The following is a 25143-nucleotide window of genomic DNA, read 5'->3' as shown; positions in this document are numbered from 1 at the left end:
TTGACTATCGCCTTGATAGTCCCGTTGGGGCCAGCGAGATCTTGACGGGCGTCAACGCGGGCGCGCTTTTCGCGGCGCGGTGTCGCACCGGGTCGGAGGCGACCGCCGCGATCGCGGAGTTTCGACCCACGGCGATCGGTCGCGCGGCAAATCGTGCGCGGAGCGCCGCGCGAGGGCGCTGGTCAGCGGCCGTTCACGCGCCCGCGCCCTGGAACCCGCCCTCGAGCGCGAGCGCCGACAGCGGGAGCCGGTCGCTGGGGCGCTCGCGGGCGCGCAGCGCCTCGGGGAGCGCCGCAGCGTCGCCGCGGCGGCCGATCGCCACGAACGCGTGCAGGGCGAGGCCCTCGGGCAACGCCAGCGCCTCGCGCGCGCGGGCCGCGTCGAAGCCGCCCATGGCGTGGGTGGCCCAGCCCCAGCGCTGCGCCTGGAGCGCGAGCTGCGCCCAGGCCGCGCCCGCGTCGAAGGCGTGGCTCGCGTTCGGCACCGGACCCGGGCGGCCGGGCAGCTCCATGGCCTCGCGCGACGCGACCGCCACGAGCGCCGCGGCGTTCCGCGCCCAGGCCTGGTTCGCGGGCGCGAGCGCGGACAGGAACCGCTCGAACGCGGGCGTGCCGCGGCGCGCCCAGGCGAAGCGCCAGGGCTGCGCGTTCATGGCGGAGGGCGCCCAGCGCGCGGCCTCCAGCAGGCCGAGCAGCGTGTCGCGCGGGATCGCCTCGTCGGTGAACGCGCGCGGCGACCAGCGGGCGACGAACGGCGCGTCGATGGGGTGCTCGGGGTGGCGGGGGTTCGCGGCGGCGGTCGAGGTGGCGGTCACGGTGGTCATGCTGCGCAGCCTAGGCCGTTGCGGGAGAGTGGACTAGATAGTGATGCAGGGAAAGACCGATGCGCGAGGAGCAACGATGGACCTGAACCGGATCGCGGTGTTCGCGCAGGTGGTGGAGGCGGGCAGCTTCACCGCCGCGGCGGCGTCGCTGGGGCTCCGCAAGTCGTCGGTGAGCCGCGCGGTGGCGGCGCTCGAGGGCGAGCTGGGGATCCGCCTGCTGCAGCGGACCACCCGCCGGCTCAGCCTCACCGACGCGGGCCGCGCCTACTACGAGCGGACCCGCGACGCGCTCGCCGGGCTCCGCGAGGCGAGCGAGGAGGCGGCCGCGCTCGGCGCGGAGCCGCGGGGGACGGTGCGGGTCACCGCGCCGGTGGACCTGGCCCCCGACCTGGCGCGCCTGACCGACGCGTTCCTGCGCGCGCACCCGCAGGTGAGGGTCGAGGTGTCGCTGACGGCGCGGTACGTGGACCTGGTGAAGGAGGGGTTCGACCTCGCCATCCGCGCCGGCGTCCTCGCCGACTCCTCGCTGCTCGCGCGCAAGCTGTCGGACAGCGCCCTCGCGCTGTTCGCGGCGCCGTCCTACCTCGAGGCTCGCGGGCGGCCGCGGCGCCTCGCCGATCTGGCCCGGCACGACTGCCTGCTCTACCGCGCCGGCGGGGAGACCGCGGTGTGGCGGCTCACCGGCCGCCGCGGCGAGGAGCAGGTGACGGTGCGCGGGCGCGCGGCCGCCGACGAGTTCGCGTTCGTGCGCGGCATGCTGCTGGCCGGCGCGGGGATCGCGCTGGTGCCCACCGGCATGGTGGCCGCCCACCTGCGCACGGGCGCCCTCGAGCGGGTGCTTCCGCAGTACGTCCGGCGCGGCGGCCCGGTGAGCGTGGTCTGGCCCAGCCGGCGCTACGAGCCGGTGGCGGTGGCGCGCTTCCGCGACGCGATCGTGGCCGCGCTCGGCGAGCCCGGCGCGGGCGAGGCGCAGGGCTGAGCGTCAGGCGGCCGGGCGCCAGGCGCGGTGGGCGAGCGCCACGGTCCCGAGCTGGACGGCCACCACCATGGCGACGCACGCGCCCCAGCCGCCCGCGTGCCAGGCGAGCGCCGGCGCGACGCCGCCGGCCGCGCCCCCGAGGTAGTAGCTCGACACGTACAGCCCGGACGCGGAGGACCGGAGCCGCGGCGGCGCGGCGGTGCGCAGGAACGCGGTGGAGGCGGACTGGCTCACGAACACCGCGGTGCACACCGCGGCCAGGCCCGCCACCACCAGCGCCACCGACGGCGCCAGCGTCACGAGCGCGCCGGCCGCCGCCACCGCGAGCGCCACCGTGACCGCGCGACGCGAGCCGACCCGGTCGATCCAGCGCCCGGCGAACGGGGTCACCACGGCGCCGATCAGGTAGACGGTGAACACCGAGGACAGCGCGGCGGTGCCGAGCCGGTACGGCGGCGCGGAGAGGTGGAAGGTCACGTAGGTGAACACCGCCACCTGCGTGAAGAGCACGTTGAAGCCGACCGCGAACGTCGCGAGCAGGCGCGGCGCGCGGAGCAGGTCGCCGGGGCGCGCGCGCGGCGCCGGGCCGGCGGGGCGCGCCCGGCGCGCCCGCGGGAGGAGGCGCGCGGCGGCCACCCCGGCGGCGGCCGTGACCAGGCCGAGCACCACGAACGCGGCGCGCCAGCCCCACCGCTCGGCGGCGAACCCCGCGAGCAGCCGCCCGGTGTAGCCGCCGATCACGTTGCCCGTCACCAGCGCGGACATGGCGCTGCCGAGCGCCGCCGGCGGCCACTCCTCGGCCAGGAAGGCGACGCCCACCGCGTAGATGCCCGGCACCGCCAGCCCCTGCACGAAGCGCCAGCCCACCAGCATCGCGACGCCGGGCGAGGCGGCCGTCAGCAGCATGGGGACGGGCAGGAACAGCAGCGAGGCGACGATGATGCGCCGGTGCCCCCAGCGCCGGATGGCGCGGCCCGCGAAGGGCGAGGCCAGCGCGACCGCGATGGTCGGGGCGCTCACGGTGAGCGCCGCCCCGGCCTTGGAGACCGCGAACACCCGCTCCAGCGTGGGGAGCAGCGGCTGGGTGGCGTAGAAGCCCACGAACGCGCAGAAGCCGGCCAGCCCGATGGCGAACAGCCCCGCCGCCGGCCGCGCCACCTCCGGTGCGTCCTCGGCGACCGGCGCGGCCGGGGCGGGGTCGGCGGGGGCGAGGCGGGGGATGGGGACGGTGCGCGCGGCCTCGGGCATGGGCCGGGAACATGCGGGAGGGAAGGTCGAGACGTCCAATATATCTTTGCTCTCGTGTCGAGACGTCCTAGATCTCGATGCCATGGAGCTCCGGCACCTGCGGTACTTCGTGGCCGTCGCGGAGGAGCTGCACTTCGGCCGCGCCGCCGCGCGGCTCGGCATCGCGCAGCCGCCGCTCAGCCAGCAGATCCGCCAGCTCGAGCGCGAGCTCGGGGTGGAGCTGTTCGCGCGGGCCCGGCGGCGCGTCGAGCTCACCGAGCCGGGCAGGGTGCTGCTCGGGCACGCCCGGGCCATCCTGCAGCGCGCCGCGCAGGCGTCGGAGGACGTCCGGCGCGCGGCGCGGGGCGAGACCGGGGCGCTCTCGGTCGGCGTGGTGGCGTCCGCCACCTACGGCCTCATGCCGCGCGTGTTCCGGACGTTCCGGGCCCGCCACCCCGACGTCGCGCTCGGCGTGGCGGTGATGAGCACCGGCGCGCAGGTGGCGGCGCTCCGGGCCGGGCAGCTCGACCTCGGGCTGGCGCGCACGCCGTTCGGCGACGAGACGCTGGTGGCCGAGACCGTGCTGGAGGAGCCGGTGGTGGTGGCGCTGCCGGCGGGCCACCCGCTCGCCGCGCGCCGCGCGCTGCGCCTGGCGGCGCTGGCGCGCGAGCCGTTCGTGCTGTTCCCGCGCGACCGGAGGCCGGGCTGGTACGACTTCGTGCTGGGGCTGTGCCGCGAGGCCGGCTTCCAGCCCCGGGTCGCCGAGGACGCGCCCGAGCTCGCCACCGCCATGGCGCTGGTGGCGGCGGGGCTCGGCGTGACGCTGGTGCCCGCGTCGGTGAAGGACCTGCGCCGGAGCGGCGTGGACTACCGCTCCATCGCCTCGCCGCGGGCGCGCACGCGCCTGGTCGCGCTGCGCCGCCCCGGCGAGCCGTCGCCGCTGGTGGTGCGCTTCGTGGCGGTGGTGCGCGAGGTGCTCCGCCGCGGCGGCTAGCGCCGCGGCGCCGCGTCAGGTCGCGTACTGCGCCTCGCCGTTCCCGAACGACCAGTTCTCCTTCGCCACCTCGACCAGGCTGACGATGACGTCCTCGCGGCGGACGCCGACCGCTGCGTGCAGGTCGTCGGCGACGCGCCGGAAGAGCGCGCGCTTCATGTCCACGGTCCGCCCGGCGTTGGCGGTGATCTGCACCACCACCACGTCCTTGCCGTGGTCGATGCCGAGGTAGCTCGGGGCGATGCTCAGCCCCTCGTCGCCGTGGCCCGCGATCACCTGGAAGCGGTCGTCGGGGGGGACCTTGAACGTGTCCACGAGCGCGCGGTGCACGGCGTCGCCGGCGGCGCGCCGCTGCTCGGGGCCGAGGCGCAGGGTGGTGTCGATCCGGACGAGCGGCATGGGTTCCTCCGAGCCCAGGTGTCTAGCACGGCGCGCCGTCAGTTGCCCGCGCCGGCGCGGGTCCCGGCGGGCGGCGCCACCACGGCGCGCTCCACCTCGTCCGGCCGCGGCGGCTTCGCCAGGTGCCGGTCGAAGCCGGCCTCGTGGGCGGCGTCCACGTCCTCCGGCTGGGCGTAGCCGCTCACCGCCACCAGCAGCAGGCCCGGCCCGCGCTCCCGCCGGAGCGCCCGCGCCACGTCGTACCCGCTCATGCCGGGCAGGCCGATGTCGCAGAGCACCACCTCGGGCGGGTCGGCGCGCGCCGCCGCCAGCGCGCCCGGGCCGTCGTGCGCCACCGCGACCGCGTGCCCGGCGTGGCGGAGCAGCTCGGCGAGCGTCTCGGCCGCGTCCACGTTGTCGTCCACGATCAGCACGCGCCGCGGCCCCGCCGCGCCGGCCGGCGCCGCCGACGGCGCGGCCAGCTGCCCCGGGCCCCCGGCGGCCAGCGGCAGCTCGAGCACCAGCTCGCTGCCGGCGCCGGGCCCGGCGCTGCGGGCCTCGACCGCGCCGCCGTGCAGCTCGACGATCCCCTTCACCAGCGAGAGCCCCAGGCCGAGCCCCCCGGCGCTCCGCGCCAGCGATCGATCCGCCTGCACGAACGGCTCGAAGATCCGCCCGAGCAGCTCGGGCGGCATGCCCACGCCGGTGTCGATCACCCGGATCACCGCGCGCCCGCCGCGCGCGTCCGCGCGCACCGTGACGCGGCCGCCCGGCGGCGTGAACTTGCCCGCGTTGCTGAGCAGGTTGCCGATCACCTGCGCCACGCGGGTGGGGTCGGCGTCCGCCCAGAGCGGCCCGCCGGGCAGCCCGACCTCGAGCGCGATGCGGCGGTCGTCCAGCAGGTCCCGGTAGTCCTCGGCCGTGCGCGCGACCACCTCGGCGAGGTCCACGCGCTCCCGGCGCAGCTCGATCTTGCCGCGCGCGATGCGGGTGACGTCGAGCAGGTCGTCCACGATGCGGGTCAGGTGGTCCACCTGCCGGCCGATGACCTCCAGGGCGCGGCGGGTCTGCGCCGGGCGCGCCGCGGGGTGCGACAGCAGGTGCAGCGCGCTGCGGATGGGCGCGAGCGGGTTGCGGAGCTCGTGCGAGAGCATCCCCAGGAACTCGTCCTTGCGCCGGTCGATCTCGGTGAGGCGGGCGTTGGCGCTGACCAGCCGCCCGGTCATCCGGTTGAACGCGCGGGAGAGGGTGCCGATCTCGTCGGGCCGCTCCGCCCCGGCCACCTCGGCGGGGAGGCTGGTCTCGGCGATCCGCTCGGCGGTGCGGGCGATGGCCTCGAGCGGCCGCACCACCGCGCGCGCCGCCAGCAGCGAGAGCGCCGCGGCCGCCAGCAGGCCCACCACCACCGCGGCCGCCGAGATCCAGAGCGCGCGGGCCCGGCGCGCCTGCAGCTCGACCACGATCCGGTCGAGGAAGCGCAGGTAGTAGCCGGACACGTCCTTCAGCAGCGCCTCGCTGCGGAACGACATGAGCCGCCAGCGATCCAGGGCGCGCTCGAGCGCGGCGCCGCCCTGCGGCGCGACCCGGCGGATGTCGTCGCCGAGCGCGTCCTGCGCGGCCCGGACCTCGACGTACTCGCGCCAGACGTCGGCGACGCGCGCCGGGAGCGGGAGCGCCTCGAGGTCGCGCATCAGCCCGGCGATGCGCGCGCCGGCCTCGTCGAGCCGGGTCTCCTGCACGCCGCCGTGCGCGCGCGGCAGCGACAGGAACCAGCGCTCCTCCTCGTGCGTCGCGTCGCCGAGCGCGAACGCCAGGGAGATGGCGGTCCGCACCGCCCGCGCGTCGCGCTCCAGGGTGCGCGCCTGCTGCGCGGACGACCACGCCGCGTACGCCAGCGCCGCGCAGGCCACCGCGGCGAGGAGGGTGGTCGGCACGAGCAGGCGCCGGCCGACGGTCACCATCGCGCGTCCCCGGGGAGCAGCATGACGGACTCGGGCGCGACCTGCTCGAGCAGGGCCGGCGCCAGCAGCTGGTGGAGGTCGGGCACCTCGCCGCGCAGCGCGCCCGCGGCGGTGAGCGCGTCGCGCTCGCGGCGCAGCACGTCCACGAGCACGTTGTCCAGCCCGACCCCCCAGCGCACCCGCTCCAGCTGCGCCGCGAGCGCGGCGTCGCCGGTCTCCGGGAACCGGTCGCGGATCCGCGCCCGCGCCTCCTCGCGATCGGCCCGGGCGCGCCGCTCGCCGCAGGCCAGGCCACGCAGCATCGCCCGGAGCGCGGCGGGCCGCGCCGCCAGCACGTCGTCGCGCGTCACGAGGAGCGAGATCTCGACGTAGAGGTCGGTCTGGAACACCTGCGCGTCGGGCCCGAGGCGGCGCTCGGCCTCCTGCGCGGCCGGGTCGGAGAGCACGGCCGCGTCGAGCGTGCCCGCGGCGAGCGCCTCGATCGACTCGGCCGGCGCGCCGTGCACGAGGGTGACCTGGTCGCGCGGGACGCCGCCCAGCCGGAGCGCCAGGTCGGCGAAGAAGTCGGCGTTCGTCCCCGGCGCCAGGCCGATCCGGCGGCCGGCCAGGTCGGAGAAGCCGCGGATCCCGCTCGGCGCGCGCACCACCAGGCGCGTGTTGCGCGTCGAGGTGTGCAGCGCCGTCAGCGCGCGCAGCCGGCCGTCCGCGTGCGCAGCCTGCAGCACCGGCGTCTCGAACGCGACCGCCACGTCGGCGCCGCCCGAGCGGAGCAGCGCGAGCGCGTCGCGCCCCAGGTCGAAGGACCGCTCCTCGACGTCCAGCCCCTCCGCCGCGAAGCAGCCGCTCGCGGCCGCGAGCGCGGGGAGCGCGGTGGCGGGCTGCCGCACCGAGGCGAGGACCAGGCGGGTCCGCGGCGGCCGGCGATCTCCGCAGGCCGCGAGCAGCGCCAAGGCAGCGATCAGCGAGGTGACGCGCACGCGCTCCTCTTCTCGGGTCCCCGCCCCGGCCTGTGTACCACGTCGGAGGTCCGGAGGAGCGGTGATCCGCCGCCCATGGCATCCCGCCGCCGGGGCCCCGGCGCGTCCGCGCGGCGCGACCCGGAGGTCAGGCGGGGAACAGCTCGCCGAGGAGCCGGCGCCAGGCCTCCCGCTCGCGCGCGGGCTCGACGAGCGGCCTCGCGCGCGCCGTCGAGCGCCGCAGCCCGGCGAGGAACGCGGGCTCCTGCTCCGCCCTGAGGAGGAGCCCGGCAAGGGCGCGATCGTCGCCCACCGGGAAGTAGCCGGGGTGGTCGGGACCGAGGAGCCCGACGGTCCCGTCGATGCGGGTCGAGAGCACCGGGACCCCGGCCGCGACCGCCTCGGAGAGCGCGTTCGAGCCGCCCTCCAGGCGCGAGGTGATGACGAGCAGCTGGCTCCCGGCGAGGACCGAGAGCGCCTCGCGCCGGCGGTGCTCGCCCATCCAGAGGTACCGCGGGTTCGCCGCCATCTCGGCCCGCGCGGCGGGCGCGGCATCCGCGTCGAGCGCGGCGCCGAGGTGGGCGATCTGGACGCGCGAGCCGGCGGGGAGGCGGCGCGCGGCCGCGGCGGCGAGGAAGGCGTCCTTGACCGCGCGCACGTGCGCGAGCAGGCAGGCGCGGAACACGCCCTGGGGCGGCGGCGTGGGCGGGGCCGCCTGCGCCGACTGCTCGATGACCCGGGCCCGGGGGCGGATCTCGGGGGGCAGCGCCTCGAGCCCGCGCGCCTGCAGCACCGTGACGCGGGTGGCGAGCGCGAGCGAGCGGCGCGCCTCCGGCGACGCGGGCAGGTCCTGGTACAGGTCGGTCCCTGCCATCCCCACCACCAGCGGCGCCTCCGGGCGGACCTCGCGCCAGCGGAGCACCGAGGCGTGGCTCTTCGTCGCGTGCAGCGCCACGAGCAGGTCGCACGGCGCGCCGTCCCAGGCGTCGGCCAGCGCGACGCGGTGGCCGAGCGCGCGCAGGTGGCCGGCCCAGCGCAGCGCGGTGACGCGGTTGCCCTTGTGCGAGCCGCGGGCGGCCGGCGTGGCGATGACGATCCTCACGCCGCGCAGGTCCGGAACCCCGCCCAGGGATCGCGGCGGTCGGGCGTGTAGAAGTTGCGGAAGGTGGGGCGCAGCAGGCGCGCCGGCGTGGCGAAGCTGCCGCCGCGCAGCACCCGGTGCGTGCCGAACCAGGGCTGCGAGTACTCGCGGTAGGGATCGGGGGCGAAGCCGGGGTAGGGGAGGAAGTCGCTCGCGGTCCACTCCCACACGCGGCCGGCGCCGCCGAGCGGGGCGCCCTCCGCGGTGGCCGCCGCCTCCCACTCCGCCTCGGTCGGCAGGCGCCGCCCGGCCCAGCGGCAGAACGCGTCCGCCTCGTGCGCGCACACGTGCGCCACCGGGCGGCCCGCCGCGAGCGGCACGGGGCGGTCGAACTCCCGCCGCCGCCACCCGTTCGCCGCGCGCTCCCAGTACGCCGGGCGCTCGGCCCCGGCGGCCTCTCGCCAGCGCCAGCCGGCCTCGCTCCACAGCGCGCGCCGGCGGTAGCCGCCGTCGTCCACGAACTCGGCGAACCGCGCCTCGGTCACCGGGGCGCGGGCGATCCGGAACGGCGCCAGCTCCACCGGGTGCGCCCACTTCTCGTTGTCGAACACGAACCCGCCGCCGGGCGCGGCGCCGAGCCGGAACGTCCCGCCCGGCAGCGCGGCGTCGCCCTCGCGCGCCTCGCCGGCCGTGCGGGGCGGGAGCCCGGGCGGCGCCGGCCAGCCCAGCGTCTGGCGCGAGAACGCCATCGCCTCCCAGTGCATGTCCTCGTGGAACACCGAGAGCCGCACGAAGTAGGGATCCGCCTCGCCGCGCTCGAGCAGCGCGAGCACGCCGGCCTCGACCTCGCGCAGGTACCCGACGGTCTCCTCCAGCGAGGGGAGCGGCAGGTCCCAGCGGACGTCGTGCGGGATGGCGATGGAGTCGTAGAGCGCGTCGGCGCCGCCCCGGAGCGGCGGCCGGCCGGCGGCGTGGCGCAGCACCCAGCGCTCCTGGAACCAGGCCACGTGCCCCAGCTCCCAGAGCGGCGGGTTGACGATCGCGAGCCGCGGGCCGAGCAGGCCGTCCGCCGGCAGCGACGCCGCCAGCCCGAGCGTGCGCGCCCGCGCGTCCCGCACCCAGGACGAGAGGATCCGGTCCATCCGCCTCTATGTAGCGGAAGGGCCCGGCCCGGGCGAGGCGTCTTCGCGGGCGCGCGACACCTGGGAGCGGCCTGGCGCGCGCGCCCCGCCGGCGGCACATACGCCGGACCGCCCGGCGCGGGCGGGGAGGTGGCGCATGGCATCGGATCTCGACGTGCTGGTCCTCGGCTCCGGCCAGGCGGGCGTGCCGCTCGCGGCGCGGCTCGCGGCCGCGGGGCGGCGGGTCGCGCTGGTCGAGCGCGGCGCGCTGGGGGGCACCTGCGTGAACGCCGGCTGCACGCCCACGAAGACGCTCCTCGCGAGCGCGCGCGCGGCCCACGTGGCGCGGACGGCCGGGCGGCTCGGGATCCGCGCCGGCGAGGTGGCGGTGGACCTCGGGGCGGTGATGGACCGGAAGGACGCGGTGGTGGCGCGCTGGCGCGACGGCGTGCGCCGCCGGCTGGAGGGCGCCGCCCCGCGGCTGCGGGTGGTGCAGGGCGCCGCGCGCTTCGTGGGGCCCCGCGAGGTGGAGGCCGGCGGCGAGCGGCTCGCGGCGCCGGTCGTGGTCGTGAACGTGGGCGCGCGCCCGGCGGTGCCGCCCGTCCCCGGGCTGGACCGCGTCCCGTTCCTCACCAGCTCGAGCGCGCTCGCGCTGCGCGCGCTCCCGGCGCACCTGGTGGTCCTCGGGGGCGGCTACGTGGGCTGCGAGCTGGGGCAGCTGTTCCGGCGGCTCGGCGCGGACGTGACGGTGATCGACCCCTCGCCGCACCTGCTCGCCCGCGAGGACGAGGCGGTGAGCGCGGCGCTGGAGGAGGTGTTCCGGCGCGAGGGCGTCCGGCTCGCGCTGGGCGCGCCGGCCGAGGCGGTCGAGGGCGGCGCGGGCGCCGTGCGGGTGCGGCTCGCCGGCGGCGGGGTGGTGGAGGGATCGCACCTGCTCGTCGCGACCGGGCGGCGCCCGAACACCGACGACCTCGGCTGCGACGCGGCCGGCGTGGCGCTGGATCGGCGCGGGTTCGTCGAGGTGGACGCGCGCTACCGCACCAGCGCCGAGGGCGTGTACGCGGTGGGCGACGCGGCCGGCGGCCCGCAGTTCACCCACAGCGCCTGGGACGACCACCGCATCCTGTTCGACCTCCTGCTCGGCCGCGGCCGGCGGACGCGCGACGACCGGCTGGTGCCGCACGTGGTGTTCACCGATCCGCAGGTCGGGGTGGTCGGGCTGACCGAGCGGGAGGCGCGGGCGCGCGGCGTCCCGTTCGAGCTCGCCACGCTGCCGTACTCGGCGGTGGCGCGCGCCGTCGAGGTGGACGAGCCGGACGGGGTCGTGCGCGTGCTGGTGGACCCGCGCGACGAGCGGATCCTGGGCGCGGCGGTGGTGGGGGCGGAGGGAGGGGAGCTCGTGCACGTCCTCGCCGCGCTGATGCAGGCGGGCGCGAGCGCGCGGGCGCTCGTGGACATGGAGGTGGCCCACCCGACGTTCTGCGAGGGGCTCCAGTCGGCGGTGATGACGCTCGAGCGCTTCGCGCTCCGGCCCTGACCGGAGCCCCCCGGCCGCGGGCGTTCCGCGCCGCGCAACGATCCGGTGCGCCCCCGGACATTGCGCCGGACGGGTCGCGCCGGCACATCCCGGGGCAGGAGATCACCATGACCGAACGCGGACTCGAGACCGTCGTCACCCCCATCGCCGCCAGCGACGGCGCGGGCGTGCGGCTGAAGCGCAGCATCGCCACCCGGACGCTCGACCACCTGGATCCGTTCTTCCTGTTCGACCACTTCGGCTCCGAGAACGCGAACGACTACATCGCCGGCTTCCCCATGCACCCGCACCGCGGCATCGAGACCATCACCTACATGCTCGACGGCAGCGTGGCGCACCGGGACAGCATCGGGAACTCGGGCGTGATCGGCGCGGGCGACGTGCAGTGGATGACCGCCGGGAGCGGCATCCTGCACGAGGAGATGCCCAAGGTCGGCCCGCGCCGGCTCGACGGCTTCCAGATCTGGGTGAACCTGCCCGCGAAGCTGAAGATGACGCGGCCGCGCTACCAGGACGTGCCGGCGGCGCGCATCCCCGAGGTGGCCCGGCCCGGCGGCGCGCGCGTGCGCGTGGTCGCCGGGGAGGTGGACGGGGTGGCCGGCGCGGTGAAGGACATCTTCGCCGGCCCGACCTACCTCGACGTCGCGCTGCCCGCGGGGAAGACGTTCGAGCAGCCGGTGCCGCGCGGCCACACGGCGCTCCTGTACGTGTTCGAGGGCGAGGTGACCGTGGGCGGCGCGCAGGCCGGACGCGCCGCGCAGGCGGTCGGGGCCCCGCGGCTCGCCGTCCTCCGCGACGGCGAGGTGGTCCGGGTGCACGCCGGCGCCGCGCCGGCGCGCTTCCTGCTGCTCTCGGCGCAGCCGCTGAACGAGCCGTACGCGCGCTACGGGCCGTTCGTGATGAACACCGAGGAGGAGATCGAGCAGGCCCTGCACGAGCTGCGCGCGGGGACGTTCATCAAGCCGTGAGCCCGCCTGCCGCGGCCCGCCGGCCCGGCGCGGCCGCGGTGGTGCGGTGTGCGAAGGCGCCCGCCGCTGTGCGGCGCGCGCCCATCCGCCGGCGCGGCCTCCGCGCTTTTGCGCAGGGTCGAAGGGGGCGTTCGCGTAGCATGCACGCTCCGTGATCGGGGCGGACCGCAGGCGCCATGACGGCGCGCCGGCTCCGCGCTCCCGGAGGACCCTCATGCGCTCCGCTCGCCGCCGCGTCCCCGCGGCCCTCGCGCTCTGCACCCTGCTCGCCTGCAGCGGCGGGAGCGACGGGCCCGCCGTCCCGGTGATCCCGGGCAACGCCCCGCCCATCGCGCAGGCCGGCTTCGACCGCGCCGTCGCGAAGGGCGCGCTGGTCCAGCTCGACGGCTCGGCCAGCCGCGATCCGGAGGGCTTCCCGCTCAGCTACGGGTGGACGTTCGTCTCTCGCCCCGCGGGCAGCGCGGCCGTCATCCAGCTCGCCGCCTCCGAGCGGGCGTCCTTCGTCGCCGACCTGCCGGGCGCCTACGTGGTGCGCCTGCAGGTGTCCGACGGGCTGAACGCGCCGGTGTCCGACGACGTGGTCATCACCAGCCAGAACCTGGCGCCCGTCGCCGCGGCCGGCGCCGACCGGGAGGGGAGCCGGGGGATCGCGGTCGCGCTCGACGGCCGCGCCAGCTCGGATCCGGACGGGGACGCGATCACCCACGCGTGGACGCTGGTGGCCCGCCCGGACGGCAGCGCCGCGGCGCTCACCGGCGCGGCGCTCGCCCAGGCGTCCTTCACGCCGGACGTCTACGGCGCCTACGTGGTCCGCCTCACCGTGAGCGACGGCGTGCTCTCCGCGGAGGACGACGTGACCGTCACCGTCCGCAACCACGCCCCGATCGCGGACGCGGGGCCGGATCTCGAGTCCAACGCCGGCGCGACGCTCCCGCTCAGCGCCGCCGCCTCGACCGATCCGGACCAGGACCCGATCACCTGCGCCTGGGCGCTCACGGCGAAGCCGGCCGGCAGCGCCGCCGCGCTCTCGGATCCGGGCGCGTGCGCGCCCTCCGTCACCTACGACCTCGAGGGCGTGTACGCGTTCTCGCTGGCCGTCCACGACGGCCAGCTCGCGAGCGCGGCGGCGGACACGGTGCAGGTCACCGTGCACCAGAAGGTGTGGATGCTGGGCCACGCCGTCGCCGACGCGGAGTACTCGCGCGCGCTCGACCGGATCGTGGCGGTGGGGGGCTCGCGGCTCTACGTGGCGGATCCCGTCGCCGGCGCGGAGGTGACGGTGACGCTCCCGAAGGCGGCGCTCGCCGTCAGCGTGTCGCCGGACGGGCACTACGCCGCGGTCGGCCACGACGCCGCGGTCTCCTACGTGAAGCTGGACGCGCCGCCGGCGGTGGTCGGCACCTTCGCCACCAGCGTGGTCCCGTCCGACGTGGTGCTGGCGGGCAACGGCTGGATCTACGTGTTCCCGACGGCGTGGGACCAGATCCACGGCATCCGGATCTCGACCGGCGTGGACACGCCGAGCACCGGGTGGAGCCCGTTCGACGGCACGAAGGCGAAGCTGCACCCGGGCGGCGCGGCGCTCTACGGCGCCGACAACTTCGTGTCGCCCGCCGACATCCGGAAGTTCTCGATCTCCGGCGGGGCGGCGTCGTTCCTGTACGACTCGCCGTACCACGGCGACTACGCGATGTGCGGCGATCTCTGGATCACCGAGGACGGGCTGCGCATCGTGACCGCCTGTGGCAACACCTTCCACTCGAACACGACGCAGGGCTCCACCGCCGGCTCGGACATGACCTACGCCGGCGCGCTGGAGGGCACCGGGCAGGTGAAGTGGGCCGACCACTCGCTCGCCGCCGGGCAGATCCTGGTCGTGCCGGGCCTGCCGTCCTGGCCGGCGAACCCTGCCGCCGACACCGAGCTCCGGCTGTTCGGCCAGGACTACCTGGCGCTCCAGGAGGTGATCCCGCTGACCCGCGTCGGCGTGGGCGGCAAGGGCTTCGTCTCGCACGGCCGCTTCGCGTTCTTCTCCGCCGACGCGACCCGGCGCATCGCGCTGGTGCAGGTGGACGCGACCTCGGGCCTGCTCGCGCCGGACGCGGTGATCGTCTACTGACCGTCACCACGGCTCCCGGATCCGCCCCGGAGGCGGGCGAGAGGCCGCCGGGGTGGCGAGCGCCAGCGCCGCCCCGGCACCCGGCCGCGGCTGCCCGGGGGGCGCGAGAACGCCCGTCCCCGGCGCGCGGATGCGCGCGGCGGCGCGCTTGCCCCCGCGGGCCGCGCCGACTATTCGTGCGTCCTCGCGCCGGACCAGTGCGGCGCCAAGGAGACCCGGGTGACCCGCCGAGGCTGGATCCTGTTCGTCGCGCTGTGCGTGCTGTGGGGCATCCCGTACCTGCTCATCAAGGTCGCGGTGCGCGATCTCACGCCCGCCAGCCTCGTGTTCCTCCGGACCGCCACCGGGGCGGTGCTGCTGCTCCCGTTCGTGCTGGTCCGCGGCAACCTGCGGCCGGTGCTGGCGCGCTGGCGCCCCATCGCGCTGTTCACGTTCGGCGAGATGGCGGTCCCCTGGCTCCTGCTCGCCGACGCCGAGCGCCACGTCACGAGCTCGCTCGCGGGGCTCGTCATCGCCGCCACGCCGCTGGTCGGCGCGCTCGCCTCGCGCCTGAGCGCCGGCCACGAGCCGCTGGGCGCGCGCCGCATGTCCGGCCTCGCCGTCGGGCTCGCGGGCGTGGTGGCGCTGCTCGGGCTCGACCTCGGCCGCGGCGACGCGCGCGCGGTGGCGGAGCTCGCGGTGGTCGTGATCGGCTACGCGCTCGCGCCCCGGATCGTGGCGCGCCGCCTCTCCGACCTCCCCGCCCTCGACGTGGTGGCCGTGTCGCTCGCGATGTGCGCCCTCGCCTACGCGCCGTTCGGGATCGCGCAGCTCCCCGCCGCCCTGCCGCCCGCCGAGGCGCTCGGCGCGGTGGCGGGCCTCGGCGTCCTCTGCACCGCGCTCGCGTTCACGCTGTTCTTCCAGCTCATCGCCGAGGTCGGCCCGGTGCGCGCCACCGTGGTGGCGTACGTGAACCCGGCGGTGGCGGTGGCGGCCGGCGTGACGCTGCTCGGTGAGCCGTTCACCGTCGGCACCGCGGTGGGGTTCGCGCTGATCCTCGGCGGCTCCTGGCTGGCGACGTCCGGCGCCGCCGGCCGCGCCAGGACCCCGGCCCCCGCCTCGGCCCCGGCCGCCCCGGGCGCGGTGGCGCCGGCCGCCGCCGAGCGGGCGGGGTGAGCTTGCGCCGCGCGCCATGATCGCAGCGGACGCGAGCCTGGACGACCTCCGGCTGCTCGTCGAGGTGGTGGCCACCGGCGGCCTCACGGCGGCCGCGGCGCGCCTCGGCCTGCGCAAGTCCACCGTGAGCCGCCGGCTCGCCGCGCTCGAGGAGCGGCTCGGCGTGCGGCTGCTGGAGCGGAACGCGCGCCGCCTGCGGCTCACCGAGGCGGGCCGCGCGTACCACGCCCGCGCCGCCCGCCTGGTGGCCGAGGCCCGCGCGCTGGACCGCGAGACCGCCGAGGCGCGCGGCGCGCCGCAGGGCACGCTGCGCATCGCCACCCCGGCCCTGCTCGGCGAGCTGCTCGCGCCGGCGGTGGCCGAGCTGCTGCTCCGCCACCCGCGCCTGAGCGTCGAGGTCGCGCTCGCGCCGCCGCACGTGGACCTGCTCGCGGAGGAGCACGACCTCGCGCTGCGCACCGGCCCGCTCGCCGACTCCTCGCTGGTGGCGCGGCGCCTCGGGACGCTGCGCACCGGCTGCTACGCCAGCCCCGCCTACCTGGCCCGCCGCGGCACGCCCGCGACCGCGGACGCGCTGCGCGGCGAGGGGGACGCGGGCGCGCATGATTGCATCCTGCTCGCCGAGGCGGGCACCGACGAGGTGTGGTTCTTCGGCGCGGGCGCGACGGCGCGGACCGTGCGCCCCGCCGGCCGCCTGCGCGTGCCCAGCGTGCGCGCGGGGCAGCTCGCCGCCCGCGCCGGGCTGGGCGTGGTGCGCCTGCCCGCGGCGCTCGTCGCGGAGGACGTCCGGTCCGGGCGGCTCGTGGCCGTGCTCGAGGCGGAGACGCCGCCCGGCATGCCGGTCCACGCGGTGTACCCGAGCGGCCGGCACCTCGCGCCCAAGGTCCGCGCCTTCCTCGAGCTGGTGTCGGGCGGCGCCGCGGCGCTGCCCTGGGATCCGCCGGGGCGCGCGCCGGCCGAGGGTCCGGGGGCCGCCGTGGAACGCAGCGTTCCGGCGCGGGCGGTCGCCCCGGCGCGCCGGCGCGGGTAGATCCGGTCCCGCGCGGCGGCCGGGCACTCCGCCCGGCGGCGCGGCGGAGGCGGCCATGGCGGCGGTGATGGAGATCGGCGACGCGGAGTTCGAGCGCGAGGTGCTGGCCGCGCCGGAGCCGGTGCTGGTGGAGTTCACCGCCGCGTGGTGCGCGCCCTGCAAGGCGCTCGCGCCCACGCTGGAGGCGCTGGCGAGCGGCTACCGCGGCCGCGTGAAGGTCGCCGCGCTCGACGTGGAGCGGCACCCGGCCACCGCCGAGCGGTACGGGATCCGCTCGATGCCGACGCTGCTCTTCTTCATGGGCGGCAAGGTGGCCCGGCAGCTCGTCGGCGCGGTGCCGCGGGCGCGCCTGGAGGACGCGGTCCGCGAGCTCCTCCCCGGGTAGCGCGTCGCCGGGTGGGAGGAGGGAGCACCTGCCCGGCCGTCCCGTGAGCGCGGGGGCGGCCCGCGGCGCGCCGGAGCCGGCCGGCGCTTCCGAGCGCGCGGTCCGGAGGGTACTCTCGCCGCTCGACCGTCGGCTCGTGGCCCCGGTCCCCCGGAGCGCGCGCGTGAGCGACGGAGAAAGACGGTCCCCGGTGCCGGCCTGGTCATCGTCCCGGGCAGCCGGGGCGCTGGTGGTGGCGGTCGCGATCATCGACCTGCTGGCCGTCCTGCTGGTCGGCTCGTCCGTGGAGGCGAGCCGCCTGCACAACCGCGAGCGCGCCACCGCGGCCACGCAGAACCTCGCCGCCGCGCTGGAGCAGTACCTCGACGGCGTCTTCGAGAAGGTCGGGCTGACGCTGCTCACCGTGGCGGACGAGTACGAGCGCGAGTCGGCCGGGGGCCGGGTGGACGGGCCCGCGTTCGACGACTTCCTGGCCCGCCAGCGCGGCCGCATCCCGCAGCTCCACGCGCTCGACACGTTCGACGCGGACGGCGTGCTGGCGCACGGCCGCGACACGCCCCCGGGCATCGTGACCGACGTCTCCGACCGCGACTACTTCCGGCGGCTGCGGGCCGAGCCCGGCCTCGGCGTGGTCGTCTCGAGGCCCATCGTCGGCCGGCTCACCGACCGGCCGCAGCTGGTCCTGGCGCGCGCGCTCCGGCACGCCGACGGGACCTTCGCCGGCGTGGCGGTCGCGAGCGTGCTGCTGGAGGACCTCGCCCGCGCGTTCGACGGCTACGACGTGGGCGCGCGGGGCGTCATCGTGCTGCGCGACCCCGACCTCGGCGTCGTCGTGCGCCGGCAGAGCTCCGGCGCGTCCATCGCGCTCGGCGACCGCACCGTCTCCCCCGAGCTGCAGGCGCTGCTCCGCGACGGCCACCGGTCCGCGACCTACTCCGGCGTGGCGGTGGACGGCATCGAGCGCACCTTCACGTTCCGGCGGATGCCGCGCACCGGGCACCTCGTGATCGTGGGGCTCGCGTTCGACGACTACCTCGCCGCCTGGCGCCGCTCCACGCTGCTCGCCACGACCGTGCTGGCCGCCTTCGGCCTGCTCACCGCCGCCGCGGCCTGGCTGACGCTGCGCGCCTGGCGCCGGCACCAGGCGGCGGTGCAGGACCTCGCCGAGCAGGAGACCCGGTTCCGGCTGCTGGCCGAGAGCGCCACCGACGTGATCTGGATGGTGGACGCCGCGCGCCGCCTCACCTACGTGAGCCCGGCGGTGCAGCGGCTGGCCGGGTGGACGCCGGAGGAGGCCTGCCGCGTCCGCTGGCCGCGGCTCCTCTCGCCGCCGTCGATCGAGCGGATCCGCTCGGCGCTCGCGCGGCTCGGCGCGGTGGCGCCGCACGCGCAGCCGTTCGCCGACGCTCTCATCGAGCACGAGGTGGTGGCGAAGGACGGGCGGCGGGTCCAGGCGGAGTCGCGCTTCAGCCTGCTGTGGAGCGCCGGCGGGCAGGTGCTCGGCGCCATCGGCGTCACCCGCGACGTCACCGAGCGGCGGGAGATGCAGGCGCGGGTGCAGGTCGCCGAGCGCATGGCGTCGCTGGGGACGATGGCGGCCGGCGTGGCCCACGAGGTGAACAACCCGCTCACCTACGTGTACGGCAACGTGGCCTTCGCGCTGGAGCGGCTGCGGTCGGTGGACGCGCGGCGGGAGGCGCCGCTGGTCGAGGCGCTCCAGGCGCTGCGCGAGGCGCTGGCCGGCGCCGACCGCGTCCGCCACATCGTGCGCGACCTGAAGGCGTTCTCGCGCGCCGAGGACGACCGGCTCGAGCCGGTGGACGTGGTGCGCGTCGTCGAGGGCTGCCTCAAGATGACGGGCACGCTCACCGCCGGGCGCGCGCAGGTGATCGTGCGGTTCGGGCCGGTCCCGCGGGTCCTGGCGAGCGAGGCGCGGATCGGCCAGGTGATGCTCAACCTGATCGTGAACGCCGCCCACGCCATCCCCGAGGGCGACCCGGGCGCGAACCGGATCGAGGTCTCCACCGCGCTCGCCGCGGACGGGCGCGTCGAGGTGGCGGTGGCCGACACCGGCACCGGCATCGCGCCCGACGTGCTGCCCCGGATCTTCGACCCGTTCTTCACCACCAAGGGCGTGGGGGAGGGGACGGGGCTGGGCCTGTCGATCTGCCACGGCATCGTGAAGGCGCTGGGCGGCGAGATCCACGTCGAGACGGAGGTCGGGCGGGGGAGCCGGTTCCGGGTGCTGCTCCCGCCGGCGCCGGCCGGCGCCGCGGCCGGTCCCGACGAGGCGTCCGCGAGGCCGGCCGTGCCGCCGCGGCGGCGGGTGCTGGTGCTCGACGACGATCCGCTGGTGGCGCGCGCCATCGGCCGGACGCTGTCGCGCGACTGCACGGTGGACGTGAGCACCGACCCGGCGCAGGCGCTGCGGCGGCTCCACTCGGGCGAGCGCTGGGACGTCATCCTCTGCGACCTGATGATGCCGGAGCTGGCCGGGATGGACGTCCACGCGTCGGTCCAGGAGCTCGACCCCGGCCAGGCGGCGCGCATCGTGTTCATGACCGGCGGCGCCTTCACCGCGCGCGCGCGCGAGTTCCTGGAGCGGGTCCCGAACGCCCGGGTGGAGAAGCCCCTCGATCCCGCCACGCTCGCGCGGGTCCTCGAGGCGGGCTGCCGCGCGGCGCCGGGCGACGGGACGGCCGATCCGTGAGACGCCGTCAGGCGGAGCGCAGCCGGCCGAGCAGCGCCGGCGCGCACGGGGGCGGCGGGGCCCGCTGCGCCCGGCGCTCCGCCTCGCGCTCGGCCAGCACCGCCTGGCAGGCGGGGCAGGAGACGGTGACGGGGACGATGGTCCAGAACCGGCCGTTCTCCGCCCGGCACGCCGCGCCGCCCGCCGCCTCTTCGTAGAAGTGGATCATCGCGTCCCCCCGGGTCGCCCGACGCTGCGACCGTGCCCAGCGTCGCCCGCCGGCCCGCGCCGGGAAAGTCGCGCGAGCGCCCGACCCGCAGGGCCGGGACGCGCGGACGAGGGACGCCCGTGGCACGCCGCCGCGCGGCGGGGGTGGGCACGCGCCCGCGGCCGGGGTATGGATGCGCCCCCATGGCGACACCTGGCGACGGCGGCGGGCCGGACCTCGATCCGGCCGACCTCGCGGCGGCGCTCCGCGTGCTGGCGCGGGTGGCCGAGGACCGCACCGTGCTCGCGCGCGTGGACGCGGACGCGCGCGTGGCGCTGCAGCGGCTGGCCGGCGAGGTGGCGCGGCCGGACCTGAAGGCCCGCAAGAAGCTGCAGAAGGCCCTGCTCAAGGAGGAGCACCGCGCGCGCCGGTCGCGGGACGCGGACCTGCGCCGGGACACCGGCATCCAGCGGCTCCGGCAGGCGCCGGTGTTCGTGGCGCCGCTCCCCGCGCTGCCGCCGCCAGGCGCCGACGCGTCCGGCTGGTGGCCGCGCCTGCCCGGCGCGGGCGAGGGCGGCGCCGGGGCAGGGGCGGGCGCGCCGGGCGCCGAGGAGAACACCGGGCCGGAGCTGTCGGAGCCGCGCAAGTGCTACGTGTGCAAGGCGACGTTCCGCCGCCTGCACCCGTTCTACGATCAGCTGTGCCGCGCCTGCGGGGACGAGAACCAGGCGCGCCGCACCGCCGGCGCGGACCTGCGGGGCCGGGTGGCGCTCGTGACCGGCGCGCGCGTGAAGATCGGCTACCAGGCGGCGCTGCTGCTGCTCCGCGCCGGGTGCAGCGTGGTGGCGCTGACCCGGTTCCCGCGCGACGCCGCGGCGCGCTACGCGCGCGAGGCGGACTTCGAGCGCTGGCGGGACCGGCTCTCGATCCACGGCGTGGACCTGCGCCACACCCCCAGCGTCGAGCTGCTCTGCCAGCGGCTCGAGGCGACGCTGCCGCGGCTCGACTTCCAGCTCCACAACGCCTGCCAGACGGTGCGGCGGCCCCCGGGGTTCTACGCGCACCTGCTCGAGGCCGAGCAGGCGCCGCCGTCCGCGCTGCCGCCGGCCGAGCGCGCGCTGCTGCGCGACTGGGAGGCGTTCCGGGACGCGCTCCGCGGCCAGGGCGGCGCGGCGGGCGTGACCGGGCCCGCGCTGCTCTCGCAGGCGCGCAGCGACGCGGACCTGCTCCTGCCGGGGAGGAGCGCGCTGGAGCTGTTCCCGCGCGGCGTGCTCGACCAGGACCTGCAGCAGGTGGACCTGCGCGCGCACAACTCGTGGCGCCTGCGCCTGCACGAGGTGCCCACCCTGGAGCTGCTGGAGGTGCTGCTGGTGAACGCGACGGCGCCGTTCGTGATGGCGTCGCGGCTGAAGCCGCTCATGACGCGGGCGCCCGGCGCGCCCCCGGGGACCGCCACCAGCGGCGACGCGGCCCGGCACGTGGTGATGGTGTCGGCGATGGAGGGGCAGTTCTACCGCGAGCACAAGACCGACCGGCACCCGCACACCAACATGGCGAAGGCGGCGCTCAACATGCTGGTGCGGACCAGCGCGGCGGACTACGCGAAGGACGGGATCTTCCTGAACGCGGTGGACACCGGCTGGGTGACCGACGAGGACCCGGCCCACCTCGCCGCGCGCAAGGCGGAGGAGCACGCGTTCTCGCCGCCGCTCGACATCGTGGACGGGGCGGCGCGGATCGTCGCGCCCATCTTCGAGGGCTTCCGCACCGGGCGGCACCCGGCCGGGCAGTTCTTCAAGGACTACCGGCCGGTGCCGTGGTGAGGGGGAGGCCCTAGTAGGCGGAGTTGGCCGCGTGGCTGAAGAGCGTGGTGATGGGCTCGCTCAGCTGGTGGGCGCGGCCGCCGCGGATGTAGCTCTCGAGCTGCTCGATGTCCGACTGCTTCTCCTCGACCACCAGGTCCACGAGGTCGAGCATCGAGATGACGCCCACCACCGCGCCGCCCTCGCGCACCGCCAGGTGGCGGGTGCGGCGGGTGCGCATGAGCTGGGCGCACTCGGCGTCGGTGGCCTGCGGCGCGACGGCGGGGAAGTCGGGGCGCAGCACCGCCGCGAGCGGCGTCTTCGCCGGGTCCACCCCGCGCGCGATGGCCGCGACCAGGTCGCGCTCGGTCACCAGGCCCGTGAGCGCCCCGCCGCGGCGCACGCCGACCGAGCCGATGCCGCGGTCGGTCATGAGGCGGGCGGCCTCGGCGCAGCTGGCGGTGTCGTCGAGCGCGACGACGGTGCGGGTGACGCGGGTCTGGATCGAGGCCATGTGCGGTGCCCTCCGGGGCTGAGCGGCCGGGCGCGGCCCGGCGTTCCGGAGGCGATGATGCGCCCGCCCGCGCGGCGCGCCTCCACGCAAGATCCGATGGACCATAGGCAGAGCTGATGGTCGGCTCCCGGGCGCGCAGGGGATCTGATAGCCTGCGCGCGTGCGCCGCCTCGATCCCCGCAAGCTCGAGACCTTCCGCGTGGTCGCGCAGGCCCGGAAGATCTCCACCGCCGCCAAGCTGCTCCACCTGTCGCAGCCGGCGGTCACCGCGCAGATCCGCGCCCTGGAGGAGGAGTGCGGCCGCGCGCTGCTGGTCCGCTCGTCGAAGGGCGTCACGCCGAACGACTGGGGGCTGCGGCTGCTCGACACCGCCAAGCAGGTGCACGCGCTGCTCGGCGAGGTGGAGGGCGCGTTCCAGGACGAGCCGGGCGTGGGCGAGGAGGTGGTGCTCGGCGCCAGCATGACCACCGCGTCCTACGTCGCCCCGCCGCTCGTGGCCGGCTACCGCGCCGTGCACGGCCGCGTCCCGTTCCGGCTCCAGGTCGCGAACACGGCCCGCGTGCTGGAGTGGGTGGCGGACGGGAAGGTGCCGCTCGGGATCGTGGAGGGCCGGCTGCGCTCGCCGCGCGTCCACCTGGAGCGCTACCTGGAGGACGAGCTGGTGGCGGTCGCCGCCGCGTCCGCGCGCGACCTCCTGCGCATCTCCCGCGCGGCCGACCTCGCCTCGGCCCCGCTGCTGCTCCGCGAGCCCGGGTCCAACACCCGCGCGGTGGTCGAGGAGGCGCTGGCCGGGGTCCTCGGGGCCCGCTCGGTGCGCCGGTCCGAGCTCCTGTTCGGCTCCAACCAGTCGATCAAGATGGCCGCGGTGGCGGGGCTGGGCGTGGCGTTCGTCTCGCGCTGGAGCGTGCAGCTCGAGGTGGCGGCCGGCACGCTCCGGATCCTCCCGCTCCGCGACCTGCGCCTGACCCGGTCGTTCTCCTGGGCGACCGCCTCGCCCCGCCTCCAGGGGGCCGCCGGACGGTTCCAGGCCTGGTCCCGCCAGCACCCGCCGCCCAGGCCCTAGGCCGGCGCCGAGGGGTGACCCCGCGGCGCTTTGTCGGCGCGGGCCGATGGTGTATGGCTACGGCCCCATGAAGACCCTGACCGAGCTGAGCGGCACCCTGATCCGGACGGCGGCGGCGGCGATCGCGGCCGCGCGGCGCAACCTCCCGGCCGAGCCCGAGCCCGTCGCGGCGCCGCCCGCCCCGGCGGCCACGACCGAGCCGGCGCCGGAGGCCGCGCCCGAGGCCGCGCCCGAGGCGGCCGCGCCGGCCGAAGCGGCGCCTTCCGACGCCGCGCAGCCCGAGGCCGCGCAGCCCGAGGCCGCCGCGGCGCCCGCGCAGGCGGCGCCCAAGGGCGAGAGCGAGGCCGTGAAGGCCGCGCTCGACGCCGCGGTGTCCGAGGCGACCGGGGTCTCCGGCGATCGCCTGGCGCTCCTCCGCGCCGCGGTCGAGGTGGTGGGCCGCCGCGCCGAGGACGTCCGGCTGGTGCGGGTCTTCGGGGCCGAGGAGCCGGTCGCGGGCGCCAAGACGCTCGGCGACCACCAGTTCCTGGTGGACCTGTTCCCCGCGAGCATGAAGCAGACCGCCGGCGGCGACCGCGACGATCGCGGCGGGCGCCGGGGTGGCCGCGGCGGCCGGGGCGGGGGCGGCGGCGGCCGCGGCCCGGGCGGCGGTGGCGGCGGCGGCAAGGGAGCCGGCGCGACCGGCGGCTTCTCGATGGACTCGCTCCGCGAGGACCGACGCAACGAGCGCGGCGGCGGGCGCGGGCGGCCGGGCGGCGGCGGCGGCCGGCGGCCGGGCGGTCCCGGCGGCGGGCGCGGTCCGGGTGGCCCCGGCGGCGGCGCGCCGAAGAAGTAGCTCGCGCATGCACGATCCCCTCGCACCGCTCCTCGCCGACGGCGTGGTCGAAGCCGTCGGCGCGCGCCTGAAGACCGGCAAGGAGGCCGAGGTCTGGCTGGTCCAGGCCGGCGGCGAGGTGGTCGCGGCCAAGGTCTACAAGGCCCGCCAGACGCGCACGTTCCGCAACGACGCGGCCTACCGCGAGGGCCGGCGCGTCCGCGACAGCCGCACGCAGCGCGCCATGGATCGCGGGAGCCGCTTCGGGCAGGCGGCCGCGGAGGAGGCCTGGAAGGCGCGCGAGGCCGACGCGCTGCACGCGCTCCACGCCGCGGGCGTGCGGGTCCCGCGCCCGGTGCTGTTCTACGAGGGCGTGCTGCTCATGGAGCTCGTGGTCGGCCCGGACGGCCACCCGGCGCCGCGCCTGGTGGACGCGCACGTGCCGCGCGAGCGCGCCGCCGCGCTCTACGCCGACCTGCGCGCCCAGGCGGTGCGCATGCTCTGCTGCGACCTCATCCACGGCGACCTGTCGCCCTACAACGTGCTGCTCGGGCACGACGGGCCCGTGGTCATCGACTTCCCGCAGGTGGTCGGCGCCGCGCACAACGGGCAGGCGGAGGCGTTCTTCCGGCGCGACCTCGAGAACCTGCGCCGCTTCTTCGCCGCGCTCGACCCCGCGCTCGAGGCCGCCGCGGGCGACGCGCGGGAGATCTGGCGCGCCTACGTCCGGCGCGAGCTGACCCCCGACTTCGTCCCGTCCGGCCGCGCCCCGGAGCCCGCGCCCCGCGCGCCCGCACACCCGTCCGGCGCGGGTGGACGTCGCGGCCAGCCCCCGCGGCCGCACGCCGCGCCTGCGCACGCGGCACCGACGCCCGCGCACGCGGCCGCCCCGCGCGCCGCGCCCGCTCGCGACGACGCGCCGCAGCGGCGCGGGCCCGGGAACCGGCGCGGGTCCGGCCCCGGCGACCGGGGTGGCCGTCCCGCCGATCGCGGCGGCCGTCCGCCGGATCGCGGCGGCCGCCCTCCGGAGCGCGGCGGCCGTCCCGCGGATCGCCGCGAGCACGGCGGCGAACGCGGCGGCGAACGGCGCCGCGGCGGGCCCGTTCCCGGCCCCGAGGTGATCCGCGTCGAGCGCCTCCCGCTCGCCGGCCCCCGCGACCGGCCCGGGCACGCGCAGCCGCCGCGCCCGGCGTCCGCGGCGCCCTCCCAGCACGGTCGCGCACCGGGGTCCCGTCCCCCGGGTCCGCGGCGCCATCCCCGGCGCTGACGGGGCCCTGCGGCGCGATGTCGCGCCCGGCCCACCCTGACCAGAAGCAGCGTCGCCTCGGGCACTTACGCC

22 protein-coding genes are annotated in these 25143 nt (G+C 77.7%); 13 read left to right on the top strand and 9 right to left on the bottom strand.

Annotated features, from left to right (window positions below; genetic code table 11):
• Window positions 1–193: 193 nt before the first annotated feature.
• Window positions 194–823, bottom strand: a complete 630-nt coding sequence (locus tag ADEH_RS11475) for a nitroreductase family protein (protein WP_011421267.1) — start codon at window positions 821–823, stop codon at window positions 194–196.
• 76 nt (window positions 824–899) lie between these two features.
• On the opposite strand from ADEH_RS11475, the gene ADEH_RS11470 reads away from it, so the two are divergent.
• Window positions 900–1802: a LysR family transcriptional regulator gene (locus ADEH_RS11470; protein WP_011421266.1), complete on the top strand. Its 903-nt coding sequence runs from the start codon at window positions 900–902 to the stop codon at window positions 1800–1802.
• A gap of 3 nt (window positions 1803–1805) precedes the next feature.
• Here ADEH_RS11470 and ADEH_RS11465 read toward each other — a convergent pair whose 3' ends face one another.
• A complete protein-coding gene (locus ADEH_RS11465; protein ID WP_041453502.1) occupies window positions 1806–3050 on the bottom strand; it encodes an MFS transporter in 1245 nt (414 codons plus the stop codon).
• Between the two features lie 82 nt (window positions 3051–3132).
• Here ADEH_RS11465 and ADEH_RS11460 point away from each other — a divergent pair, with 82 nt between their 5' ends.
• The gene (locus ADEH_RS11460) at window positions 3133–4023 is read left to right on the top strand and encodes a LysR substrate-binding domain-containing protein (protein ID WP_011421264.1); all 891 of its coding nucleotides are present in this window, start codon (window positions 3133–3135) and stop codon (window positions 4021–4023) included.
• 15 nt (window positions 4024–4038) lie between these two features.
• Here the strand turns inward: ADEH_RS11460 and ADEH_RS11455 are convergent, their stop codons facing one another.
• From ADEH_RS11455 to senA, 5 genes are all read right to left on the bottom strand, one after another.
• Window positions 4039–4422 (bottom strand): tautomerase family protein, encoded by a 384-nt coding sequence (locus tag ADEH_RS11455; RefSeq protein ID WP_011421263.1) that lies wholly within the window; start codon window positions 4420–4422, stop codon window positions 4039–4041.
• Between the two features lie 38 nt (window positions 4423–4460).
• The gene (locus ADEH_RS11450) at window positions 4461–6362 is read right to left on the bottom strand and encodes a hybrid sensor histidine kinase/response regulator (protein WP_011421262.1); all 1902 of its coding nucleotides are present in this window, start codon (window positions 6360–6362) and stop codon (window positions 4461–4463) included.
• The gene (locus ADEH_RS11445) at window positions 6356–7339 is read right to left on the bottom strand and encodes an ABC transporter substrate-binding protein (RefSeq protein ID WP_011421261.1); all 984 of its coding nucleotides are present in this window, start codon (window positions 7337–7339) and stop codon (window positions 6356–6358) included. Before ADEH_RS11445 ends, ADEH_RS11450 begins: the two co-directional genes overlap by 7 nt.
• A 127-nt stretch (window positions 7340–7466) precedes the next feature.
• The gene (gene senB / locus ADEH_RS11440) at window positions 7467–8420 is read right to left on the bottom strand and encodes a selenoneine biosynthesis selenosugar synthase SenB (protein ID WP_011421260.1); all 954 of its coding nucleotides are present in this window, start codon (window positions 8418–8420) and stop codon (window positions 7467–7469) included.
• Window positions 8417–9541, bottom strand: a complete 1125-nt coding sequence (gene senA / locus ADEH_RS11435) for a selenoneine synthase SenA (RefSeq protein WP_011421259.1) — start codon at window positions 9539–9541, stop codon at window positions 8417–8419. Before senA ends, senB begins: the two co-directional genes overlap by 4 nt.
• A 136-nt stretch (window positions 9542–9677) precedes the next feature.
• On the opposite strand from senA, the gene ADEH_RS11430 reads away from it, so the two are divergent.
• The 7 genes from ADEH_RS11430 (at window position 9678) to ADEH_RS11400 (ending at window position 19424) form a co-directional block, all read left to right on the top strand.
• Entirely contained in the window at window positions 9678–11057 is a 1380-nt protein-coding gene (locus ADEH_RS11430) for an FAD-dependent oxidoreductase (protein ID WP_011421258.1), read from the top strand.
• Window positions 11058–11164: 107 nt separating this feature from the next.
• Window positions 11165–12025: a pirin family protein gene (locus ADEH_RS11425; RefSeq protein ID WP_011421257.1), complete on the top strand. Its 861-nt coding sequence runs from the start codon at window positions 11165–11167 to the stop codon at window positions 12023–12025.
• Between the two features lie 214 nt (window positions 12026–12239).
• A complete protein-coding gene (locus ADEH_RS11420) occupies window positions 12240–14144 on the top strand; it encodes a PKD domain-containing protein (protein ID WP_011421256.1) in 1905 nt (634 codons plus the stop codon).
• A gap of 219 nt (window positions 14145–14363) precedes the next feature.
• Window positions 14364–15299, top strand: a complete 936-nt coding sequence (locus ADEH_RS11415) for a DMT family transporter (RefSeq protein WP_011421255.1) — start codon at window positions 14364–14366, stop codon at window positions 15297–15299.
• A gap of 16 nt (window positions 15300–15315) precedes the next feature.
• Window positions 15316–16329: a LysR family transcriptional regulator gene (locus ADEH_RS11410; RefSeq protein WP_011421254.1), complete on the top strand. Its 1014-nt coding sequence runs from the start codon at window positions 15316–15318 to the stop codon at window positions 16327–16329.
• Between the two features lie 55 nt (window positions 16330–16384).
• A complete protein-coding gene (trxA, locus tag ADEH_RS11405) occupies window positions 16385–16714 on the top strand; it encodes a thioredoxin (protein ID WP_011421253.1) in 330 nt (109 codons plus the stop codon).
• 190 nt (window positions 16715–16904) lie between these two features.
• Window positions 16905–19424, top strand: coding sequence for an ATP-binding protein (locus ADEH_RS11400; RefSeq protein WP_232287482.1), 2520 nt, complete (start codon window positions 16905–16907; stop codon window positions 19422–19424).
• A 7-nt stretch (window positions 19425–19431) separates the two neighbouring features.
• On the opposite strand, the gene ADEH_RS11395 is transcribed toward ADEH_RS11400, so the two are convergent.
• Entirely contained in the window at window positions 19432–19632 is a 201-nt protein-coding gene (locus tag ADEH_RS11395; RefSeq protein WP_041453501.1) for a hypothetical protein, read from the bottom strand.
• Between the two features lie 182 nt (window positions 19633–19814).
• On the opposite strand from ADEH_RS11395, the gene ADEH_RS11390 reads away from it, so the two are divergent.
• Window positions 19815–21434, top strand: a complete 1620-nt coding sequence (locus ADEH_RS11390) for an SDR family NAD(P)-dependent oxidoreductase (protein ID WP_011421251.1) — start codon at window positions 19815–19817, stop codon at window positions 21432–21434.
• A 10-nt stretch (window positions 21435–21444) separates the two neighbouring features.
• On the opposite strand, the gene ADEH_RS11385 is transcribed toward ADEH_RS11390, so the two are convergent.
• Window positions 21445–21927: a CBS domain-containing protein gene (locus tag ADEH_RS11385; RefSeq protein WP_011421250.1), complete on the bottom strand. Its 483-nt coding sequence runs from the start codon at window positions 21925–21927 to the stop codon at window positions 21445–21447.
• Between the two features lie 160 nt (window positions 21928–22087).
• Between ADEH_RS11385 and ADEH_RS11380 the strand changes: the two genes are divergently transcribed.
• From ADEH_RS11380 to ADEH_RS11370, 3 genes are all read left to right on the top strand, one after another.
• Window positions 22088–22990 (top strand): LysR substrate-binding domain-containing protein, encoded by a 903-nt coding sequence (locus ADEH_RS11380; protein WP_011421249.1) that lies wholly within the window; start codon window positions 22088–22090, stop codon window positions 22988–22990.
• A gap of 67 nt (window positions 22991–23057) precedes the next feature.
• Entirely contained in the window at window positions 23058–23825 is a 768-nt protein-coding gene (locus tag ADEH_RS11375; protein WP_232287481.1) for a translation initiation factor 2, read from the top strand.
• A 7-nt stretch (window positions 23826–23832) separates the two neighbouring features.
• Window positions 23833–25071, top strand: a complete 1239-nt coding sequence (locus ADEH_RS11370) for an RIO1 family regulatory kinase/ATPase (protein ID WP_011421247.1) — start codon at window positions 23833–23835, stop codon at window positions 25069–25071.
• Window positions 25072–25143: the final 72 nt, after the last annotated feature.

Source organism: Anaeromyxobacter dehalogenans 2CP-C (genome assembly GCF_000013385.1).
Taxonomy (GTDB): Bacteria; Myxococcota; Myxococcia; order Myxococcales; family Anaeromyxobacteraceae; genus Anaeromyxobacter; species Anaeromyxobacter dehalogenans_B.
Note: the sequence above shows the minus strand (reverse complement) of the source record. Positions and strands in the feature narration are given on the sequence as shown.

Coding starts and splice junctions, on each gene's coding strand:
- ADEH_RS11385 (WP_011421250.1), bottom strand. CDS start 21,927: ATGGCCTCGATCCAGACCCGCGTCACCCGCACCGTCGTCGCGCTCGAC.
- ADEH_RS11425 (WP_011421257.1), top strand. CDS start 11,165: ATGACCGAACGCGGACTCGAGACCGTCGTCACCCCCATCGCCGCCAGC.
- ADEH_RS11390 (WP_011421251.1), top strand. CDS start 19,815: ATGGCGACACCTGGCGACGGCGGCGGGCCGGACCTCGATCCGGCCGAC.
- ADEH_RS11460 (WP_011421264.1), top strand. CDS start 3,133: ATGGAGCTCCGGCACCTGCGGTACTTCGTGGCCGTCGCGGAGGAGCTG.
- ADEH_RS11370 (WP_011421247.1), top strand. CDS start 23,833: ATGCACGATCCCCTCGCACCGCTCCTCGCCGACGGCGTGGTCGAAGCC.
- ADEH_RS11395 (WP_041453501.1), bottom strand. CDS start 19,632: ATGATCCACTTCTACGAAGAGGCGGCGGGCGGCGCGGCGTGCCGGGCG.
- ADEH_RS11430 (WP_011421258.1), top strand. CDS start 9,678: ATGGCATCGGATCTCGACGTGCTGGTCCTCGGCTCCGGCCAGGCGGGC.
- ADEH_RS11375 (WP_232287481.1), top strand. CDS start 23,058: ATGAAGACCCTGACCGAGCTGAGCGGCACCCTGATCCGGACGGCGGCG.
- trxA (WP_011421253.1), top strand. CDS start 16,385: ATGGCGGCGGTGATGGAGATCGGCGACGCGGAGTTCGAGCGCGAGGTG.
- ADEH_RS11455 (WP_011421263.1), bottom strand. CDS start 4,422: ATGCCGCTCGTCCGGATCGACACCACCCTGCGCCTCGGCCCCGAGCAG.
- ADEH_RS11465 (WP_041453502.1), bottom strand. CDS start 3,050: ATGCCCGAGGCCGCGCGCACCGTCCCCATCCCCCGCCTCGCCCCCGCC.
- ADEH_RS11420 (WP_011421256.1), top strand. CDS start 12,240: ATGCGCTCCGCTCGCCGCCGCGTCCCCGCGGCCCTCGCGCTCTGCACC.
- ADEH_RS11450 (WP_011421262.1), bottom strand. CDS start 6,362: ATGGTGACCGTCGGCCGGCGCCTGCTCGTGCCGACCACCCTCCTCGCC.
- ADEH_RS11470 (WP_011421266.1), top strand. CDS start 900: ATGGACCTGAACCGGATCGCGGTGTTCGCGCAGGTGGTGGAGGCGGGC.
- ADEH_RS11410 (WP_011421254.1), top strand. CDS start 15,316: ATGATCGCAGCGGACGCGAGCCTGGACGACCTCCGGCTGCTCGTCGAG.
- ADEH_RS11475 (WP_011421267.1), bottom strand. CDS start 823: ATGACCACCGTGACCGCCACCTCGACCGCCGCCGCGAACCCCCGCCAC.
- senA (WP_011421259.1), bottom strand. CDS start 9,541: ATGGACCGGATCCTCTCGTCCTGGGTGCGGGACGCGCGGGCGCGCACG.